Consider the following 17,768-nt stretch of genomic DNA (forward strand, 5'->3'; position numbering starts at 1 on the left):
CACCATCCGAGGAGGAAGCTTCCATGGGGGAGAAGGTCGTGGCAGGGCGGTTCGACCTGTCCGATCGCCAGCGCTACCGCGACAAGCTCCGTCAGTGTCTGACGGGCCTGGAGCGACTCCTGGCGGAGAAGCGGTTCGATCGTCCGAAGAACCTCATGGGGCTCGAGATCGAATTGAATCTGGCGGGCGCCGACGGCATGCCGAAAATGTTGAACGGGCAAGTCCTCGAACGGATCGCGAGCCGCGATTTCCAAACAGAGCTCGCCATGTTCAACCTCGAAGTGAACATCCCTCCCCATCGTCTGGGAGACCGGGTATTCGACCGGCTGGCGGAGGAACTCCGTACGTCGCTGGCATATGCCGACCGGAAAGCCGCGGAGGTCGACGCCGGAATCGTGATGATCGGCATCCTGCCGACGCTCGACCGGGACGACCTCGTGTCGTCGAACCTCTCCGACGTCGACCGCTACACCCTCCTCAACGACCAGATCGTGGCCGCCCGCGGTGAGGAGTTCACCCTCGACATCGACGGCGTCGAGCACCTCACCTGCACCTCGAAGTCGATCGCGCCGGAGGCCGCCTGCACCTCGGTGCAGCTGCATCTGCAGGTCACCCCGGGCCGGTTCGCCGACGTGTGGAACGCCGCCCAGGCGGTCGCCGCCGCGCAGATCGCCGTCGGCGCCAACTCGCCGTTCCTCTTCGGCCGCGAGCTGTGGCGCGAGTCGCGGCCCCCGCTGTTCCAGCAGTCGACCGACACCCGGCCGCCCGAGCTGCAGGCCCAGGGCGTCCGCCCGCGCACCTGGTTCGGGGAGCGCTGGGTGGAGTCGGCGTACGACCTGTTCGAGGAGAACCTGCGCTACTACCCGGCACTGCTGCCGATCTGCGACGACGAGGACCCGCTGGAGGTGATCGGCCGGGGCGGCACCCCGTCCCTGGCCGAACTCGTCCTGCACAACGGCACCATCTACCGCTGGAACCGCCCGGTCTACGGCGTCGCCGACGGCGTCCCGCACCTGCGCGTGGAGAACCGCGTGCTGCCCGCCGGCCCCACGGTCGTCGACATCGTCGCCAACGCCGCCTTCTACTACGGCGTCGTCCGCGCCCTCGCCGAGGAGGCCCGGCCGGTGTGGACCCGGCTGCCCTTCGAGGCGGCCGCCGCCAACTTCGACGCCGCGTGCAAGGACGGCATCGAGGCCCGCTTCACCTGGCCGCGGCGCGGCCGGCACGGCGGCACCACCGAGGTCGACGCCGTGAGCCTGGTGCGGGACGAACTGCTGCCCCTCGCCGAGGCCGGGCTGGACGCCTGGGGCGTCGAGCCGGCCGACCGGGACCTGTACCTGGGCGTGATCGAGGAGCGCTGCCGCCGCCGGACGAACGGGGCGACCTGGCAGTCCGCGACCTTCCACCAGGCCCTCGACGCGGGCCTCGCCCGGGAGGAGGCGCTGGCCGCCACCACCCGGCGCTACCGCGAGCTGATGCACAAGGGAGACCCGGTACACACCTGGCCGGTGGGGCTGCCCGAGCCGGTGTCGCTGGGCTGACCGCGCCCGCCGGGCGACCGCCCGCTGCCGCCATACTGATCCGACAGATCGGTGAAGTGGAGGCAGGTGTGCACGCGGAGGCGAGCCCGGTGGGCGGTCCCATCCCCGAGCAGGGGCTCTCGCGGCGGATGCTGCGCAACGAGACGCTGCTCGTCCTGGCCCTGTCCCTGGGGGCGAGCGGGGTCTCCGCGCTGATCAGCTTCGTCGGGTCGGTGACCAGGCCGGGCGGGCTGAAGGACCAGGCGGCGACGATGAACGCCTCCGCCGCTCCCGGCCGGCCCTGGCTCGACCTGGCCTGGCAGCTCTTCGGGATCACCACCGCCCTCGTGCCCGTGGCGCTCGTGGCGCACTTCCTGCTGCGCGAGCGGGCGAGTCTGCGCACGATCGGCTTCGACCGCACCCGGCCCTGGCCCGACCTCGGCCGCGGGGCGGCGATCGCGGCGGTCATCGGCAGCACGGGCATCGCCTTCTACCTGGCGGCCCGCGGGCTCGGCTTCAACCTCACCGTGGTGCCCGAGGCGCTGCCCGACGTGTGGTGGAAGTACCCGGTGCTGATCCTCTCCGCGATCCAGAACGCCGTCGTGGAGGAGGTCATCGTCGTCGGCTACCTGCTGCGCCGCCTGGGCCAGCTGGGCTGGACGCCGACGGCCGCGCTGATGGGCAGTTCCGTCCTGCGCGGCTCCTACCACCTCTACCAGGGCATCGGGGGGTTCGTCGGGAACCTCGTGATGGGCGTCGTCTTCGTCCATCTCTACCGCCGCTGGGGCCGCGTCGGCCCGCTCGTGGTCGCCCACTCGCTGCTCGACATCGGGGCGTTCGTGGGCTACGGGCTGCTGGCGGGCAAGGTGGGATGGCTGCCCACGGCGTGAGGCACCGGGCAGGGGCGTACGGCACCGCCGTACGCCCCTGTCTGCGTCTCAGGCCAGCAGGTCGCCGTCGATGACGGTGACCGCCCTGCCGGTCAGCAGGGTGCGGTCGCCGCGCAGCTCCGTGCGGACGCGGCCCGGGCGGGAGGACGCCTGGAGACCGGTGAGGGCGGGGCGGCCGAGGCGCGCGGACCAGAACGGGGCGAGCGCGGTGTGGGCGCTGCCGGTCACCGGGTCCTCGTCGATGCCGACGTTCGGGAAGAAGCAGCGCGAGACGAAGTCGTAGTCCTGCTCCGGGTCCTGCGCGCGGGCGGTGGCGATCACACCGCGTGCGGAGTGGTCGGCGAGGGCCCTGAGGTCGGGGCGCAGGGCGCGCACCGTCTTCTCGTCGGCGACCTCCACCAGCAGGTCACCCACATCGGGGCCGGTGTCGAGGACCGTGAGCGGCTCGGCGCCGAGCGCCTCGGCTAGACCGGCGGGAGGGTCGGCCGGGGTGAGCGGGGCCGTCGGGAAGTCCAGGGTGAGGGAGCCGTCGCCGGCCGGCGTGGCGACGAGGACACCGCTGCGGGTGGCGAAGCGCACCGGACCCGCGTGAGCGCCGGTGGTCCGCAGGACGTGGGCGGTGGCCAGGGTCGCGTGGCCGCACATCGCGACCTCGGTGGCCGGAGTGAACCAGCGCAGCGCCCAGTCGGCCTCGCCGCCCGGCGGGAGAGGGTGGGCGAAGGCCGTCTCGGCGTGGTTGACCTCCAGGGCGACGTTCTGCAGCCAGGTGTCGTCCGGGAAGGCGTCCGCGCCGTCCAGGAGCAGGACACCGGCCGGGTTGCCGGAGAAGGGGCGATCGGTGAAGGCGTCGACGATTCGGATCCGCATGCCCTGACGGTAGGGGCTCGACGAAGTCGCAGGCCAAGGCCAATCCGTGCGTGCTGGACCGGATCCGTCCCGGGATCGGCGGCGGACTTCGCGGGCGCGCGCCGGGCGGCCGGGTCTTGTCGAACACTCGTTACCGATATATCGTTGAAGCATCGCGACAGATCAACGATGGAATGGAGTGGTTGCGATGCGTACCCATGGATTCGAGCACGGCCACGGTCACGGCGGCCCGCGTCACGGCCGGGGCGGCTTCGAGAGCCTGCGCGCCGCCTTCGGTCCCTTCGGCCCCGGCGGCCCCGCCTGGGGAGGGCCCGGTGGTCCGGGCTTCGGCCCCGGCCCCTGGGGCGGCCGAGGGCGCGGCGGACCGCGGGGGAGGGCGCGGCGCGGCGATGTCCGGGCCTCGATCCTGGCCCTGCTCAAGGACCGGCCGATGCACGGCTACGAGATGATCCAGGAGATCGCCGAGCGCAGCGGCGGCGCGTGGAAGCCGAGCCCCGGCTCGGTGTACCCGACCTTGCAGCTGCTGGAGGACGAAGGCCTGATCCTCAGTGAGTCCGAGGGCGGCAAGAAGCTGTTCTCGCTCACCGAGGCGGGCCGCGCCGCCGCCGACGAGGGCCCCGAGGCGCCCTGGGAGGAGGCCTCCCGCGGGGTCGACTGGGAAGCCCTCGGCGAGATCCGGCAGGCCGGTTTCGGCCTCATGGAGGCCTTCGGCCAGGTCTGGAAGACCGGCAGCAAGGAGCAGCGCGACAAGGCGCTCGGCGTCATCAACGAGGCCCGCAAGAAGCTGTACCTGATCCTCGCCGACGAGGACTGAGGAGCTCGCCGTGCCGTCGCCATGGCCTGATCTCCTCCGTAGGGAGGAGATTCCGGCCATCGGCCTCCACTTCCCGTGGGACGCGAAGATGCTTCCCGCCGGGGATGCCCCGGGCCGCGGGGGCTGATGGGGTAGGGGATGTGCAACCCCGTATCCCCAGGCAGTCGGACCATGAGCACGGCATCCACCGCGCGGACAACGATGCCGGGCTCAGTGACGAGCTGGCCTCGGTGGTCGGCGGCGCCCGCCGCCGGGCGGTCAGGGACGGGGACCGGCAGGTCGACACGGCCCATCTGCTCCACTCGCTGCTGGAGTCCGACCCCGGGGTCCGGGCGGTCGTCGGCGACGGACCGCAGCTCGCGCGGCTCCTCGGTTATCTCGTGCAGCGCAGCATCGGCTACGGCCTGCGCTGGCAGAGCGGCGTCGAGGACTCCGGGACCGTCCCCGTGGTGAACGGCGGCACGGGATTCTCCCCGCTGGCCGCCGCCTCGATGGAGTACGCCCGCGCACGCGCCGCCGGACGCGGCGGACCGGCCCGCGGTACCGACCTGCTCGCGGCGATCGTCGTCGACCCGCAGGCCCGCGCCGTCGAGGTGCTCGAACGGGCCGGGATCGACCCGCGCGCGGTGTTCGCGCGCCTCGACGGCTGGTCCGGTGTCACCGAGGAGTGCGGCGAAGCCACGCGCTGACCGCCCCCGGGGCGCGGGGGCGTCCGGCCGTCCAGGCAGTGAGACAGGTGCCATAGGGGGTGACGCTCCTGTCATCGCCTGTCATCATGTGCCGGTGCGTACGTCTGAGAGCAGCCCGAGCGGGCGCGGCAGGGGCATGGGCCTCGGCCTCGCGCTCCTGTCCGCGGTCGCCTTCGGCGGATCCGGTGTCGCGGCCAAGCCGCTGATCGAGGCGGGCCTCGACCCGCTGCACGTGGTGTGGCTGAGGGTGGCCGGGGCGGCCCTGGTGATGCTTCCGCTCGCCGTGCGCCACCGCGGACTGCTGCGCCGCCGCCCCGGGCTCCTCGCCGGCTTCGGCCTGCTGGCCGTCGCGGGGGTCCAGGCCTGCTACTTCGCGGCGCTCTCCCGGATCCCCGTCGGCGTGGCGCTGCTCATCGAGTACCTGGCGCCCGCGCTGGTGCTGGGCTGGGTGCGGTTCGTGCAGCGGCGGCCCGTGACGCGTGCCGCCGCGGTCGGTGTCGTGCTCGCCGTCGGCGGACTCGCGTGCGTCGTCGAGGTGTGGTCGGGGCTGCGCTTCGACGCCCTGGGCCTGCTGCTCGCCCTCGGCGCGGCTTGCTGCCAGGTCGGCTACTTCGTCCTGTCCGACCAGGGCAGCGACGCCGGTGACGACGCGCCCGACCCGCTCGGCGTCATCGCCTACGGCCTGCTCGTCGGTGCCGCCGTGCTCACCGTCGTCGCCCGGCCGTGGGGCATGGACTGGTCCGTGCTCACGGGCACCGCGCGCATGGACGGCACGCCCGTCGCGGCCGTGTTCCTGCTGGCCTGGATCGTCCTGGTCGCGACGGTGGCCGCCTACGTCACCGGAGTGATCGCCGTGCGCCGGCTCTCCCCGCAGGTCGCCGGCGTCGTGGCCTGCCTGGAGGCGGTCATCGCCACGGTCCTGGCCTGGGTGCTGCTCGGCGAGCACCTGTCGGCGCCGCAGCTCGCCGGCGGCGCGATCGTGCTGGCGGGCGCCTTCATCGCGCAGTCCTCCACACCCGCGAAGGGCTCGGACCGGCCGGTGGCGAGCGGCGGCCCGGAAAGGGAATTGTCCCGGCGCGGGACCAGTGCGTAAGGTGACGATCATGCCGTCCGACGCGCTCGTTCTGCCGCCTCCGGCCGCCTGAGGCGGGCCCTCCGGAATCCGTGCCCGGTGCTCCGGCCCCCGGGCGGAACGGTGCTGCCCGCAGACGAAGTCCGCGGACCCCGCTGATCACGAACGATCCGGGGCCCTTCCCGAACTTCCGCGCACCCGCCGACGCCCCTTGGGGGCGCGGCGTGCCGAGCGCGTCTGCGGAGAGAACACGTGTCGAACACTGCCACCGGCCTGCCCCTCGGGCGAGGCCTCGTCTATCTGATCGTCGCCGGTGCCGCCTGGGGCACCGCGGGCGCGGCCGCCTCCCTGGTCTACCGGGCCAGTGACCTGGGGCCCGTCGCCCTGTCGTTCTGGCGCTGCGCCGCCGGTCTCGTGCTGCTGCTGGCCGTGCGTCCGGTGCGGCCGCGCGCCGCCACCGCCGTGCCGGAACCGCTCGGGCGCAGGGCGCTGCGGGCCGGGGCCACCGGGCTCGGGCTCGCGGTCTTCCAGACGGCCTACTTCGCGGCGGTCTCCGCCACCGGCCTCGCCGTCGCCACCGTCGTCACCCTGGGCGCCGGGCCGGTGTTCATCGCGCTCGGCGCGCGGCTGACCCTGGCCGAACGGCTGGGCCGGGGCGGGGCGGCGGCCGTCGCCGGCGCCCTCGCCGGGCTCGGGGTCCTGGTCCTGGGCGGCGGCGGGGCGACCGTACGCCCCTCGGGGGTGCTGCTGGCGCTGCTGTCCGCCGCCGGGTACAGCGTGATGACGCTGCTGACCCGGCGGTGGGGGCGCGACGGCGCGGCCGACGCCTCCCGGACGACCGTCGAGGCGTTCACCGTGACCAGCCTGTGCCTGCTGCCGTTCGCCCTCGCCGAGGGGCTGGTGCCGCACACCGCCGAGCCGGTGCGGCTGCTGGTCCTGCTGGCGTACGTCGCCGCCGTCCCCACCGCCCTCGCCTACGGCCTGTACTTCGCGGGCGCCGCCGTCGTGCGCTCCGCCACCGTCTCGGTGATCATGCTGCTGGAACCGGTGAGCGCGGCGGGTCTCGCCGTCGTGCTGCTCGGCGAGCGGCTGACCCCGGCGACGGTGGCCGGGACCCTGTTGCTGCTGGGGTCGGTGGCGGGACTCGCCGTGGGGGAGGCGCGGACGCCGCGGGAGCGGACGGTCCCCGCCTGACGGCTACCGCCGGCCGTCGCCGCCGGCCGCGCCGTCTTCCCCGGGCCCTTGCGGGGTCACCTGCCCGGGAGGTAGCCGGGAAGTGCCGTGTCCGCGGCCAGGCCGGGGTCGGGGATCGGTGTTCCGTACGTCCGGTGCACCGGCACGACCCCGGCCCAGTGGGGAAGGGCGAGGTCCTTCGGCTCGTCGTTGACCCCGCCGGTGCGGAGCTTGGCGGAGACCTCGTCGAGCTCCAGGCGGAGCACGGCGGTGGCGGCCAGTTCCTTCTTGTCGGCCGGCCGGGAGTCGGCGGAGCGGCCCGGGACGACATGGTCGACCAGGGCGTCCAGGGCCCGGCGCTTCTCCTCGGGGTCCGTCACGTCGCGGGCGACGCCGTGCACCATCACGGACCGGTAGTTGATCGAGTGGTGGAAGGCGGAGCGGGCCAGGACGAGGCCGTCGACGTGGGTGACGGTCAGGCAGACCGGCAGACCCGGGTCGGCCTGGCCGGCCGCCCGCAGCGGGCGCGAGCCCGTCGAGCCGTGCACGTAGAGCACCTCGCCGACCCGGGCGTACAGCGTGGGCAGCACGACCGGCGCCCCGTCGCGGACGAAGCCGAGGTGACAGACGTACGTCTCGTCGAGTATCGCGTGCACCAGTTCCCTGTCGTACGACGCCCGTTCGGCGGAGCGTGTCGGGACGGTGCGGTCGGTCGGCGTGTAGGCGGTCGCGGGCTGCGACGGCGTCCTGGCGGTCCCCTGCATGACGCGCTCCTTATTGCACTAGTGCATAATGGGCTTTGTGCTAGGAGAGTATCCGATCAGTGGGCGTCGTGCGGCGGACATTTCGGCGAGCGTGGAGCGGGCGGTGGGCGCCGGGGAGCTGCTGCCGGGTCAACTCCTGCCCCCCATGAGGGAGTTGGCGGACCGGCTGGGGGTGAATCCCAACACCGTCGCGGCCGCGTACCGGATCCTGCGCGAACGCGGTGTCATCGAGACCGCGGGCCGGCGCGGCAGCCGGGTGCGGCCCGCGCCGGCCACGACCGGGCGGGACCACATCCGGGTGGACGTCCCCGAGGGGGTGCGGGACGTGGCGAGCGGCAATCCGGACCCGGCCCTGCTGCCGCCGCTCGCGGGCGCCTTCGCGGCGGCGGCCGCCGAGAGCGACCGCGCACCGGTCCTGTACGGGTCGGAGCCGCTGGATCCGGAGCTGGCGCGGATCACCCGCGCCGCCTTCGACGAGGACGGCGTTCCGGACGGTCCGCTCGCCGTGGTCTCCGGGGCGCTGGACGGGGTGGAGCGGGTGTTCGCGGCCCACCTCAAGCCCGGGGACACCGTCGCCGTCGAGGATCCCGGCTGGGGCCGCACCCTCGATCTCGTGCCGGCGCTCGGGCTGCGGACCGCCCCGGTCGGCGTCGACGACGAAGGGCCGCGCCCGGACGACGTGCGCCGGGCGCTGGAGGCCGGGGCACGTGCCCTCATCGTCACCGGCCGGGCGCAGAACCCGACCGGAGCGGCGGTGAGCGGTGCCCGGGCGCGTGCCCTGCGGCCCCTGCTGCGCACCCATCGGGAGGTCCTGCTCGTCGAGGACGACCACGGCCACGGCATCGTCGACGTGCCCCTGCATCCGCTGGCCGGGGCCACCCGGCACTGGGCGTTCGTCCGCTCGGCCGCGAAGGCCTGCGGGCCCGATCTGCGCCTGGCCCTGCTCACCGGGGACGCCGTCACCGTCGACCGGGTGCGCGGCCGTCAGCGGCTCGGGCCCGGCTGGGTCAGCCTGCTGACGCAGCGGGCCCTGGTGCGGCTGTGGGCCGACGGCGCGGTCGATCCGCGCGAGGTGGCGGCCGCCTACGGGCGGCGGCGCGACGCCCTGATCGGCGCGCTCGCGCGGCGGGGTGTCGCGGCGCACGGGCGCAGCGGCATGAACGTGTGGGTGCCCGTACCGGACGAGACCGGGGTGGTCGCGCGGCTGCTGCACGCCGGCTGGGCCGTCGCCCCCGGCGCCCGCTTCCGGATGAGCGCGCCGCCCGGGATCCGGGTCACCGTCTCGACGCTCGGTGAGCGGGAGACCGAGGACCTGGCCGACGCGATCGCCTCGGCCCTCGGCCCGGCGCCGCGACGCGGCTACGTCTGAGCAGCCGGCCGGGGCTTCGGGCGCACCTGTGTCAGGGCCGCCCCGGCCAGGACGATCACCGCCCCGACCGGGGTCGACCAGGCGAGGGACTCGCCCAGGAGCGCCACACCCGCGGCCGTCGCGATGACGGGGACGAAGTAGGTGACCATCTGGGCGGTCGTCGGGCCGACCTCGTCGACCAGACCGTACTGGAGCAGCACCGCGAGACCGGTGCCCAGCGCGCCCAGCGCCGCGATCGCCAGCAGCGGCCCGACGGACAGGCTGCCGGGCAGGGTGGTGAACAGCGGGGTCACGACCGCCAGCTGGACCGTCGCGAGCAGCAGCTGCGCGCCGGTCATCGACAGGTGCGAGTGGCCCGTGCCCGCCAGCGTGCGGCGGACGTAGATCCAGCCGACCGGGTAGCTGAGGGAGGCCAGCAGGGCCAGCGCCGTGCCCCTGGCGTCCAGGCCGTGGAAGCCCTGCCAGGCGCCCAGCACGGTCAGCACGCCCAGGAAGCCGAGCCCGAGCCCCGCCACCCGCACCCGGGTGGGCCGGTCCTCCGACAGGGCGACGAGCGACAGGGCCATGCCCCACAGCGGCGAGGTCGCGTTGCAGATGCCCGCCAGCGTCGACGGGATCGTCAGCTCCGCGTAGGCGAAGAGGGAGAACGGCAGGGCGTTGAGCAGGAACGCGGCGACCGCGAGATGGCCCCAGGTGCGGGCGCCGCGCGGCAGCCGCTCGCGCCGGACCGCCATCGCGGCGGCCAGCACCGCCGTACCGAACGCCAGCCGGCCGAGCGTCACCTGGAACGGGGCGTAGCCCTGGTTGCCCACCTTGATCAGGAGGAAGCTGAAGCCCCAGATGGAGGACAGCGCGGCGAAGCGGAGCCGCCAGTCGAGGCGGCGGGACGGTGCGGGCGGGACGCTGGGGGCCCGTTCGGGCGAAGTGGCGACGGTGGTCATGAGCACCACGATGCGACCCGGAACCTCGTAGCACAATCGAGAATTCGCACGCGGTACTGCGTAGCATTGCTTACATGTTGAACCTGGAGCGCCTGCGCACCCTCGACGCCCTCGCCCGGCACGGCTCGGTCAGCGGTGCGGCCGAAGGCCTGCACATCACCACCTCGGCCGTCTCCCAGCAGCTGTCCAAGCTGGAGCGGGAGGTCGGCCAGCAGCTCCTCGCGAAGAACGGCAGGGGCGTGCGCCTCACCGACGCCGGACGGCTGCTCGCCGAACACGCGGCGCGGATCCTCTCCCAGGTCGAACTCGCGCAGTCCGACCTGGAGGCGCAGCGCGGGCAGGTGGTCGGCGAGCTCCGGCTGGCGGCGTTCCCGACCGCCGCCCGCGGCCTCTTCCCGCAGGCACTGTCCGCCCTGCGCGAGCGGCACCCCGGGCTCCGGCTGCGCTCCCGCGAGGTGGAACCGGAGCAGGGCATCGCCGGCGTCGTCCGCGGCGACCTGGACCTCGCCGTGGTGCTCGACTGGTACAACAAGCCGATGGCGCTGCCCGAGGGCCTGGTCAAGGCGTCGATCCTGGACGACCCGGCCGATGTGGCCCTGCCGGTGGACCACCGGCTCGCGGGGCGCGAGGAGGTGGACCTCGGCGAGTTCGCCGAGGACGAGTGGATCACCTGGGGGGACGGCGAGTTCTGCCACGAGTGGCTGATGTTCACGCTCCGCTCGAAGGGCATCGAGCCGATCGTCGGCCACCGCGCGGCCGAGACCCACACCCAGCTCGGGCTGGTCGCCGCCGGCCTCGGCGTGTGCATCGCGCCGCTGCTGGGCCGCCACCCGGTGCCCGAGGGGGTGGTCACCGTCCCGGTCACCCAGCGGGTCCGGCGCCACGTCTACGTGGTCTGGCGCGCGGACGCCGACCGCCGCCCCTCGATCCGGGCGGCGGTGGAGGCCCTGCGGGTGGCGGGGCAGAGCGTCGGCTGACGGCCGGCCGGGCGGGGCCGGCGGGCGTCACAGGCCGGCCAGCTTGCGGAAGTCCCAGGAGACGATCTTCTGCGGGGTCAGCCGCAGCCAGGCGTGCCGGCCGTCGTGCGGCATCTCCTCCAGGCCGAAGTTCTTCCGTGCGAACAGGGTCTCGGGGACGTCGAGTTCGGCGCGCAGCTCGCCCGTGCGCGGGATCTCGCCGACGAACTCGACCGTGCCCGACAGCTCGGCGCCGCGCAGCTCGCCGTACTCCTCGCCGGTGTCGACCACGATCGCCACACGCGGGTCGCGCCGCAGGTCGGTCCACCGCTTGCTGCGCACGACCGAGTACAGCCACATCGAGGTGCCGTCCCAGGCGAACCACAGAGTGCTCACGTGGGGGGCGCCGTCGGCCGAGACCGTGGCGACCCGGCAGGTGCGCTGTGTGGTGAGGAACTCGTCCAGCTCACCCGGCGTCATCATGATCTTCCGGCCCCGGCGCTGCTGCGTGGCGGTCATGCTCCCCCTCTTTCCTTCTCTCACGTCGTGTCAGAGGTGATCCTCTGGCATCACGTCGGAGAAAGCACCGGGTCTGCTCCGTCCGCGCGCAACGGCGGCCGCGGTCGCCCGGCCGGTCGCGGGCGACAGGGGGAGGCCGCGCCATCGCGGGGGTGCCGTCCGGCCGCACCCCCGCGATGATCCGCTCCACCCTCACGGCAGGCGGGCTCAGGCGAGCGTGATCGAGTCCCCGTCGACGGTGATCTTCATCTCGGGCAGCGGCTTGGTCGCCGGACCGCTCTTCACACTGCCGTCGGCGATCGAGAAGTTGCTGTTGTGGCAGGGGCAGTTGATGACACCGTCGGCGATGCTCTTCACCGCACAGCCCTGGTGGGTGCAGGTGGCCGAGAACGCCTTGAACTCACCGGCCGTCGGCTGCGTCACGACCACCTTCTGCTCGGCGAAGACCTTGCCTCCGCCCTCGGGGATGTCCGCGGTGGACGCGAGTGCGCCGCCGGCCCCGGCGCCCCCTCCGCTCGACGGGCTGCCGCCCGCCCCCTGGTCGCCCTGGGCGGTGCCGGAGGAGTCCGCAGAGCCGGACGAACCGTCGTCCGAGCCTCCGCACGCGGTCAGCGCGACGGCGAGACCCGCCGCTCCGGCCGCCGCCACGACGGTACGGCGGGCGGGACCCGATGCGGGCTGGAGCGATGCGCTGGTCATACTGGCGTTTCCCTTCGGGAGGGTTGCGATGATCTGCCGGGAGGTACGGGCCCGGCACACCGCCTGTTCAGACGATGGACAAATCCTGACCCGCGCGGCGGCGGCTGTGCACCGAACCGCGCTGTCGGTTCGCTGTCGGTTCGACGTCCACCGCGGCGGAGCCGGTGCGAGCGCCGGCCGCTGCGTCAGTAACCTGGGGCGATGCTCAAGGAAGTGATCGCGACCCGCTTCATCGCGCCGCTGCGCGAGGGCGGTTCGCTGCCTGGCCTGGTCGAGGCCGACGACTTCGGCGTGTACGTCCTGAAGTTCACCGGCGCGGGACAGGGCCGCAAGACGCTCGTCGCCGAGGTGGTCTGCGGGGAACTGGCTCGCCGTCTCGGGCTGCGGGTGCCGCGCCTGGTGACGGTCGACCTCGACCCGGACCTGGGGCTGGGCGAGCCCGACGAGCAGGTGCAGGGCCTGCTCAGGTCCAGCGGCGGCACCAACCTCGGCATGGACTTCCTCTCCGGCGCGCTCGGCTTCGACCCGCTCGCGTTCCGGGTGAGCCCCGAGGAGGCCGGGCGGATCGTCTGGTTCGACGCCCTGGTCAACAACGTCGACCGGTCCTGGCGCAACCCCAACCTGCTGATGTGGCGGGGCGACCTGTGGCTCGTCGACCACGGGGCGACCGTGATCTGGCACCACAACTGGCCCGGCGCCGAGGCCTCCGCCGGCCGCCCGTACGACGCCTCCGACCACGCGCTGGCGCGCTTCGCGCCGGACGTCGCCGCCGCGGCGGCCGCGCTGGCACCCCGGGTCACCGAGGAACTCCTCGCCGACGTCACCGCGTGCGTCCCGGACACCTGGCTCGCGGGCGAGCCCGGCTTCGACACCCCGGACGACCTGCGGCGGGCCTACGCACGGCCGCTGCTCGCCCGGGCCGCCGTCATCCACGAGCGCATCCGGGGGATCCAGTGAACGACCGGCACATCATCAGGGGCGGTCCGCGCGACCGTCAGGTCTACGAGTACGCCGTCCTGCGCGTCGTCCCGCGCGTCGAACGCGGCGAGTGCATCAACGCCGGGGTCCTCGTCTACTGCCGGGCCGAGGCCTACGTCGGCGCCCGCACCCACCTGGACGAGGCGCGCCTGCTCGCCCTGGACCCGGAGGCCGACGTGGCCGGGGTGCGGGCCGCCCTGCGCGCGGTGGAGGGTGTCTGCGCGGGTGGCGCCGCGGCCGGCCAGGCGGCGGGCGACGACCCCGGCCGCCGCTTCCGCTGGCTCGTCGCCCCCCGCTCCACGATCGTGCAGCCCGGCCCCGTGCACACGGGTCTGACCACGGACCCCGCGGCGGAGACGGAGCGGTTGCTGGACCTGCTGGTGCGGTAGGCGCGGTTGCTGGACCTGCTGGTGCGGTAGGCGCCGGTGTGCCGCGCCCGGCGGTCAGCGCCGGCGGTGGCGCCGGAGCAGGTACCCGGCCATGAGCGAGGCGCCCGCGGCGAACGTCAGGCCCAGGCCGACGTCCCAGTCGCTCGGCCCCGAGGCCACGGCGCCGCCCACCCCGCCGCGCACTCCCTGGGACGGGGTGGCGGCCGGCCTCGTGACGGTGGGTGTGGTGACCCCGGGCGTGCCGGTGGCGGGCGTGACGGGCGTGGCGGTCACGGACGCGGACGGCCGGGCCGGAGCCGTGGGGGAGATGACGCCCGGCGTGCGGCGCGGCAGGACTTCGCAGGCGATGCCGTCGTCCGGGCCGTCGTCCTCGTCCAGCCGGTGCGGGTCACTCGGATCCGCGTCGAACACGGCCTGCGCGTCCTCCTGGTAGGCGAAGTCGCGGCAGTCCAGGTCGGGCTGGGCATGGGCGGGGGCGGACAAGGGCACGATCGCGGCGATCGCGAACAGCGCGCCGATGACACCGGTGCGACGGCGTATGGGGCGCCTCCTTTCCGGCCACGAGTGGCTCGCGCTCCGACGCTAGGGCGGCGCGGACGGCGGCAGCCTGCGGTCTTGGGCCGTTCGGGTGTTCCGCCGGGCCTCGCCCGCCCGGTCGCAGGGGGTGATGGATCACATGCCGCGCCCGGCCGTTGACACCGCGTGCCAGGGCTTCTAGCGTCACACCCACTGAAGGTACTAAGCGGTCGCTCACCTGAGGAGAACGAGTCATGTCCACCACTGAGCAGCGGGTCGCCGTCGTCACCGGTGCCGCGCGCGGCATCGGCGCCGCCACCGCCGTACGACTGGCCGCCGAGGGCCGCGCGGTCGCCGTGCTCGACCTCGACGAGGCCGCCTGCAAGGACACCGTCGAGAAGATCACCGCCGCCGGTGGCAAGGCCGTCGCGATCGGCTGCGACGTCTCCGACGAGACACAGGTCGAGGCGGCCGTCGCCCGGGTCGCCGAGGAGCTCGGCGCGCCGACGATCCTGGTCAACAACGCGGGTGTGCTCCGCGACAACCTGCTGTTCAAGATGAGCGTCTCCGACTGGGACACCGTCATGAACGTGCACCTGCGCGGCGCCTTCCTGATGTCCAAGGCGTGCCAGAAGCACATGGTCGACGCGGGCTTCGGCCGGATCGTCAACCTGTCCTCGTCCTCCGCGCTCGGCAACCGCGGCCAGGTCAACTACTCGGCCGCCAAGGCCGGTCTGCAGGGCTTCACCAAGACCCTGGCCAAGGAGCTCGGCAAGTTCGGCGTCACCGCCAACGCCGTCGCCCCCGGGTTCATCGCCACCGAGATGACCAAGGCCACCGCCGAGCGCGTCGGCATGGGCTTCGAGGACTTCAAGGCCGCCGCCGCCACCCAGATCCCGGTCGCCCGGGTCGGCGAGCCGGAGGACATCGCCAACGCCATCGCCTTCTTCACCGGCGAGGCCGCCGGGTTCGTCTCCGGCCAGGTGCTGTACGTGGCCGGCGGACCGCTCGACTAAGGGACGAAGAACATGACTTCCGTGGAACTCTCCGGCAAGGTCGCCCTCGTCACGGGCGCCAGCCGCGGCATCGGCTACGGCGTCGCCGAGGCGCTCGTCGCGCGCGGCGACCGCGTCGTCATCACCGGCCGCAACGAGGACGCCCTCAAGGAGGCCGTCGAGCGCCTCGGCGCCGACCGCGCGGTCCACGTGGCCGGCAAGGCGCACGACGAGGCCCACCAGGCCGTCGCCGTCGAGCGGGCGATGGAGGCCTTCGGCCGCGTCGACTTCCTGGTCAACAACGCCGGCACCAACCCCGTGTTCGGCCCGATCGCCGACCTCGACCTGAACGTCGCCCGCAAGGTGTTCGAGACCAACGTCGTCTCGGCACTCGGCTTCGCGCAGAAGACCTGGCACGCCTGGCAGAAGGACAACGGCGGCGCGATCGTCAACATCGCCTCCGTCGCGGGCCTGTCGCCCTCGCCGTTCATCGGCGCCTACGGCGTCAGCAAGGCCGCGATGATCAACCTGACGGTGCAGCTCGCGCACGAGTTCGCGCCCCGGGTGCGGGTCAACGCGATCGCCCCGGCCGTGGTGAAGACCAAGTTCGCCCAGGCCCTGTACGAGGGCCGGGAGGAGGAGGCCGCGGCGGCCTACCCGCTCGGGCGGCTCGGCGTGCCCTCCGACATCGGCGGCGCGGCCGCGTTCCTCACCTCCGAGCAGTCCGACTGGGTCACCGGCCAGACGCTCGTCGTGGACGGCGGCATCTTCCTCAACGCCGGCACCGGCTGAGACGAGGCCCGGTCCGGGTGCCCGGTGGACGGCACAGGGCACCCGGATCCGTCGCCGGACGATCGCTCTCGGCGATGACAACGTCGTCAGATGTTTATCGATCAAGAAGTCGTGTCCGGGGGAGGGTCAGGGAGCGCGGCACTGCGGTATGGTCTGCCGACCCTTGGTATGGCAGATCGAGGAGCGTGCGCGTGTTCAACCGGAACCGATGCCTGCGGCGGGTGGCGGCCATCGCGTCCATCGCGTCCATATCGTCCCTGGTCGCCGGGTGTGGCGTGTTGTCGTCCGACACCCCGGACGACGCGGGGCCGATCGTCGTCGGCACCACGAGTGCTCCCAGCACGCTCGATCCTGCCGCCTCCTGGGACAGCTCCTGGGAACTGTTCCGCAACATCTACCAGACGCTGCTGAGCTACCCCACCGGTGCGACCGAGCCCCAGCCGGACGCCGCCGAGAAGTGCGCGTTCAGCGACGCCTCGAACCAGGTCTACCGCTGCGAACTGCGCGAGGGGCTCAAGTTCTCCAACGGCGAGGCGCTCGACGCCCGGGCCGTGAAGTACTCGTTCGACCGGATCCGCAAGATCAACGTCAACGGCGGTCCCGCCGGTCTGCTGGGCAGCCTCGAACGGGTCCAGGCGCCCAGCGACCGCGAGGTGATCTTCCACCTCAACACGCCCGACGCGACCTTCCCGTTCGTGCTGGCCACGCCCGCGATGTCCATCGTCTCCCCGAAGGACTACCCGGAGGGCAGCCTGCGCAAGAGCGCCGACGTCGTCGGCTCGGGGCCGTACACCCTGGACTCCTACGACGAGGGCGAGGAAGCGGTCCTCGTCAAGAACGACGCCTACCGGGGCTTCGCCGAGCGGCGCAACGACGCGGTGACCATCCGCTACTTCCAGGACTCCGGCGCCATGGTCGAGGCACTGCGGGCCAAGAAGATCGACGTGACCTACCGCGGCCTGGCCGCGGGCGACGTCGTCGACCTGCAGAGCAAGACCTCCACGGAGGAGGAGATCCAGCTCGTCGAGGGCACCGGCACGGACATCAACTACCTGGTGTTCAACCCGAAGGACACCTGGGCGAACAAGAAGCCCGTACGGCAGGCCATCGCGCAGGTCGTCGACCGCGCGGCGATCGCCCACAAGGTCTACAAGGACACCGTCGACCCGCTGTACTCCATGGTCCCCAAGGGTCTCACCGGCCACACCACCGGCTTCTTCGACGACTACGGCGACCCGGACGTCGCCAAGGCCCGCAAGATCCTCACCGAGGCCGGCATCAACCAGAAGGTCCCGCTCACCTTCTGGTACACCAGCGACCGCTACGGCTCCGAGACCGCCGCCGAGTTCAAGGAGCTGAAGCGCCAGCTGGAGGCCTCCGGCCTGTTCTCCATCAGCCTCAAGAGCCGCCCCTGGAAGACCTACGTCGAGGGCTACCAGAAGGGCGAGTACCCGGTGTTCGGGCGTGGCTGGTTCCCCGACTTCCCGGACGCCGAGAACTTCATCGCGCCGTTCGTCGGCGAGCAGAACGCCCTCGGCACGCCCTACCCGGCGCCCGAGATCACCGGTGACCTGCTGCCCCGCTCGCGCCGCGAGAGCGACCGCGCGAACGTGGAGAAGGAGTTCGAGGAGGCCCAGCGGATCCTGGTGGACGACGCGCGGCTGCTGCCGCTGTGGCAGGGCCGGCAGTATGTGGCCGCGAGCCGGGACGTCTCGGGCGCGGAGCGGGCCCTGGACCCGTCGACGATCATGATGATGTGGGAGCTGCACCGCAAGACCGCCTGGTAGCGGCGGCGGCCGGGGTTCCCGGTCGCGCTGTCAGTGGT

Annotated in this window: 19 protein-coding genes; 13 read left to right on the forward strand and 6 right to left on the reverse strand. The window is 73.2% G+C overall.

The window, feature by feature from the left end; all coding sequences use genetic code 11:
- Nucleotides 1-23: 23 nt before the first annotated feature.
- Both ACF07N_RS00105 and ACF07N_RS00110 read left to right on the forward strand, forming a co-directional pair.
- Complete coding sequence (locus tag ACF07N_RS00105) at nt 24-1,541, forward strand: glutamate-cysteine ligase family protein (RefSeq protein ID WP_392106363.1); 1,518 nt, start codon at nt 24-26, stop codon at nt 1,539-1,541.
- Between the two features lie 68 nt (nt 1,542-1,609).
- Entirely contained in the window at nt 1,610-2,410 is an 801-nt protein-coding gene (locus tag ACF07N_RS00110) for a CPBP family intramembrane glutamic endopeptidase (RefSeq protein WP_392106365.1), read from the forward strand.
- A gap of 48 nt (nt 2,411-2,458) precedes the next feature.
- On the opposite strand, the gene ACF07N_RS00115 is transcribed toward ACF07N_RS00110, so the two are convergent.
- Nucleotides 2,459-3,277, reverse strand: coding sequence for a PhzF family phenazine biosynthesis protein (locus tag ACF07N_RS00115; protein WP_392106368.1), 819 nt, complete (start codon nt 3,275-3,277; stop codon nt 2,459-2,461).
- 187 nt (nt 3,278-3,464) lie between these two features.
- On the opposite strand from ACF07N_RS00115, the gene ACF07N_RS00120 reads away from it, so the two are divergent.
- The 4 genes from ACF07N_RS00120 to ACF07N_RS00135 all read left to right on the forward strand — a co-directional run bounded on the left by ACF07N_RS00120 (nt 3,465) and on the right by ACF07N_RS00135 (nt 7,046).
- Nucleotides 3,465-4,091, forward strand: coding sequence for a PadR family transcriptional regulator (locus ACF07N_RS00120; RefSeq protein WP_383332987.1), 627 nt, complete (start codon nt 3,465-3,467; stop codon nt 4,089-4,091).
- A 140-nt stretch (nt 4,092-4,231) separates the two neighbouring features.
- A complete protein-coding gene (locus ACF07N_RS00125; RefSeq protein WP_383343540.1) occupies nt 4,232-4,780 on the forward strand; it encodes a Clp protease N-terminal domain-containing protein in 549 nt (182 codons plus the stop codon).
- A gap of 88 nt (nt 4,781-4,868) precedes the next feature.
- Nucleotides 4,869-5,873, forward strand: coding sequence for a DMT family transporter (locus ACF07N_RS00130; protein WP_392106373.1), 1,005 nt, complete (start codon nt 4,869-4,871; stop codon nt 5,871-5,873).
- A 231-nt stretch (nt 5,874-6,104) separates the two neighbouring features.
- On the forward strand, nt 6,105-7,046 hold the full coding sequence (locus ACF07N_RS00135; protein WP_392106376.1) for a DMT family transporter: 942 nt from the start codon (nt 6,105-6,107) through the stop codon (nt 7,044-7,046).
- Between the two features lie 56 nt (nt 7,047-7,102).
- Here ACF07N_RS00135 and ACF07N_RS00140 read toward each other — a convergent pair whose 3' ends face one another.
- Nucleotides 7,103-7,789: a pyridoxamine 5'-phosphate oxidase family protein gene (locus ACF07N_RS00140; RefSeq protein ID WP_392106379.1), complete on the reverse strand. Its 687-nt coding sequence runs from the start codon at nt 7,787-7,789 to the stop codon at nt 7,103-7,105.
- Between the two features lie 37 nt (nt 7,790-7,826).
- Here ACF07N_RS00140 and ACF07N_RS00145 point away from each other — a divergent pair, with 37 nt between their 5' ends.
- Entirely contained in the window at nt 7,827-9,158 is a 1,332-nt protein-coding gene (locus ACF07N_RS00145; protein ID WP_392106382.1) for an aminotransferase class I/II-fold pyridoxal phosphate-dependent enzyme, read from the forward strand.
- On the opposite strand, the gene ACF07N_RS00150 is transcribed toward ACF07N_RS00145, so the two are convergent.
- Nucleotides 9,149-10,099, reverse strand: coding sequence for a DMT family transporter (locus ACF07N_RS00150; RefSeq protein ID WP_392106384.1), 951 nt, complete (start codon nt 10,097-10,099; stop codon nt 9,149-9,151). The genes ACF07N_RS00145 and ACF07N_RS00150 overlap by 10 nt on opposite strands.
- A 74-nt stretch (nt 10,100-10,173) precedes the next feature.
- Between ACF07N_RS00150 and ACF07N_RS00155 the strand changes: the two genes are divergently transcribed.
- A complete protein-coding gene (locus ACF07N_RS00155) occupies nt 10,174-11,076 on the forward strand; it encodes a LysR family transcriptional regulator (RefSeq protein ID WP_392106387.1) in 903 nt (300 codons plus the stop codon).
- Between the two features lie 27 nt (nt 11,077-11,103).
- Here the strand turns inward: ACF07N_RS00155 and ACF07N_RS00160 are convergent, their stop codons facing one another.
- Both ACF07N_RS00160 and ACF07N_RS00165 read right to left on the reverse strand, forming a co-directional pair.
- On the reverse strand, nt 11,104-11,574 hold the full coding sequence (locus ACF07N_RS00160; RefSeq protein ID WP_383584401.1) for a pyridoxamine 5'-phosphate oxidase family protein: 471 nt from the start codon (nt 11,572-11,574) through the stop codon (nt 11,104-11,106).
- 207 nt (nt 11,575-11,781) lie between these two features.
- Nucleotides 11,782-12,273 carry a Rieske (2Fe-2S) protein gene (locus tag ACF07N_RS00165; protein WP_392106390.1) on the reverse strand — a complete coding sequence of 164 codons (492 nt, stop codon included), beginning with the start codon at nt 12,271-12,273 and terminating at the stop codon, nt 11,782-11,784.
- Nucleotides 12,274-12,474: 201 nt separating this feature from the next.
- On the opposite strand from ACF07N_RS00165, the gene ACF07N_RS00170 reads away from it, so the two are divergent.
- Complete coding sequence (locus ACF07N_RS00170; protein ID WP_392106393.1) at nt 12,475-13,230, forward strand: HipA family kinase; 756 nt, start codon at nt 12,475-12,477, stop codon at nt 13,228-13,230.
- Nucleotides 13,227-13,640: a DUF3037 domain-containing protein gene (locus ACF07N_RS00175; RefSeq protein ID WP_383332965.1), complete on the forward strand. Its 414-nt coding sequence runs from the start codon at nt 13,227-13,229 to the stop codon at nt 13,638-13,640. The genes ACF07N_RS00170 and ACF07N_RS00175 overlap by 4 nt, the downstream gene beginning before the upstream one ends.
- Nucleotides 13,641-13,694: 54 nt before the next feature.
- On the opposite strand, the gene ACF07N_RS00180 is transcribed toward ACF07N_RS00175, so the two are convergent.
- Entirely contained in the window at nt 13,695-14,180 is a 486-nt protein-coding gene (locus tag ACF07N_RS00180; RefSeq protein WP_392108694.1) for an excalibur calcium-binding protein, read from the reverse strand.
- A 230-nt stretch (nt 14,181-14,410) separates the two neighbouring features.
- Here ACF07N_RS00180 and fabG point away from each other — a divergent pair, with 230 nt between their 5' ends.
- The 3 genes from fabG (at nt 14,411) to ACF07N_RS00195 (ending at nt 17,730) form a co-directional block, all read left to right on the forward strand.
- A complete protein-coding gene (fabG, locus tag ACF07N_RS00185) occupies nt 14,411-15,172 on the forward strand; it encodes a 3-oxoacyl-ACP reductase FabG (RefSeq protein ID WP_392106397.1) in 762 nt (253 codons plus the stop codon).
- Nucleotides 15,173-15,184: 12 nt separating this feature from the next.
- Nucleotides 15,185-15,943 carry an SDR family oxidoreductase gene (locus ACF07N_RS00190; protein ID WP_383332960.1) on the forward strand — a complete coding sequence of 253 codons (759 nt, stop codon included), beginning with the start codon at nt 15,185-15,187 and terminating at the stop codon, nt 15,941-15,943.
- A gap of 191 nt (nt 15,944-16,134) precedes the next feature.
- Nucleotides 16,135-17,730, forward strand: coding sequence for an ABC transporter substrate-binding protein (locus ACF07N_RS00195; RefSeq protein ID WP_392106400.1), 1,596 nt, complete (start codon nt 16,135-16,137; stop codon nt 17,728-17,730).
- Nucleotides 17,731-17,768: the final 38 nt, after the last annotated feature.

The sequence above is a fragment of the Streptomyces sp. NPDC015242 genome (assembly GCF_043079125.1).
Taxonomy (GTDB): domain Bacteria; phylum Actinomycetota; class Actinomycetes; order Streptomycetales; family Streptomycetaceae; genus Streptomyces.

Bases quoted from the DNA above. Each gene is read 5' to 3' on its own strand.
- ACF07N_RS00105 (WP_392106363.1), top strand. From the start codon at position 24: ATGGGGGAGAAGGTCGTGGCAGGGCGGTTCGACCTGTCCGATCGCCAG.
- ACF07N_RS00115 (WP_392106368.1), bottom strand. From the start codon at position 3,277: ATGCGGATCCGAATCGTCGACGCCTTCACCGATCGCCCCTTCTCCGGC.
- ACF07N_RS00120 (WP_383332987.1), top strand. From the start codon at position 3,465: ATGCGTACCCATGGATTCGAGCACGGCCACGGTCACGGCGGCCCGCGT.
- ACF07N_RS00140 (WP_392106379.1), bottom strand. From the start codon at position 7,789: ATGCAGGGGACCGCCAGGACGCCGTCGCAGCCCGCGACCGCCTACACG.
- ACF07N_RS00150 (WP_392106384.1), bottom strand. From the start codon at position 10,099: ATGACCACCGTCGCCACTTCGCCCGAACGGGCCCCCAGCGTCCCGCCC.
- ACF07N_RS00155 (WP_392106387.1), top strand. From the start codon at position 10,174: ATGTTGAACCTGGAGCGCCTGCGCACCCTCGACGCCCTCGCCCGGCAC.
- ACF07N_RS00160 (WP_383584401.1), bottom strand. From the start codon at position 11,574: ATGACCGCCACGCAGCAGCGCCGGGGCCGGAAGATCATGATGACGCCG.
- ACF07N_RS00165 (WP_392106390.1), bottom strand. From the start codon at position 12,273: ATGACCAGCGCATCGCTCCAGCCCGCATCGGGTCCCGCCCGCCGTACC.
- ACF07N_RS00170 (WP_392106393.1), top strand. From the start codon at position 12,475: ATGCTCAAGGAAGTGATCGCGACCCGCTTCATCGCGCCGCTGCGCGAG.
- fabG (WP_392106397.1), top strand. From the start codon at position 14,411: ATGTCCACCACTGAGCAGCGGGTCGCCGTCGTCACCGGTGCCGCGCGC.
- ACF07N_RS00190 (WP_383332960.1), top strand. From the start codon at position 15,185: ATGACTTCCGTGGAACTCTCCGGCAAGGTCGCCCTCGTCACGGGCGCC.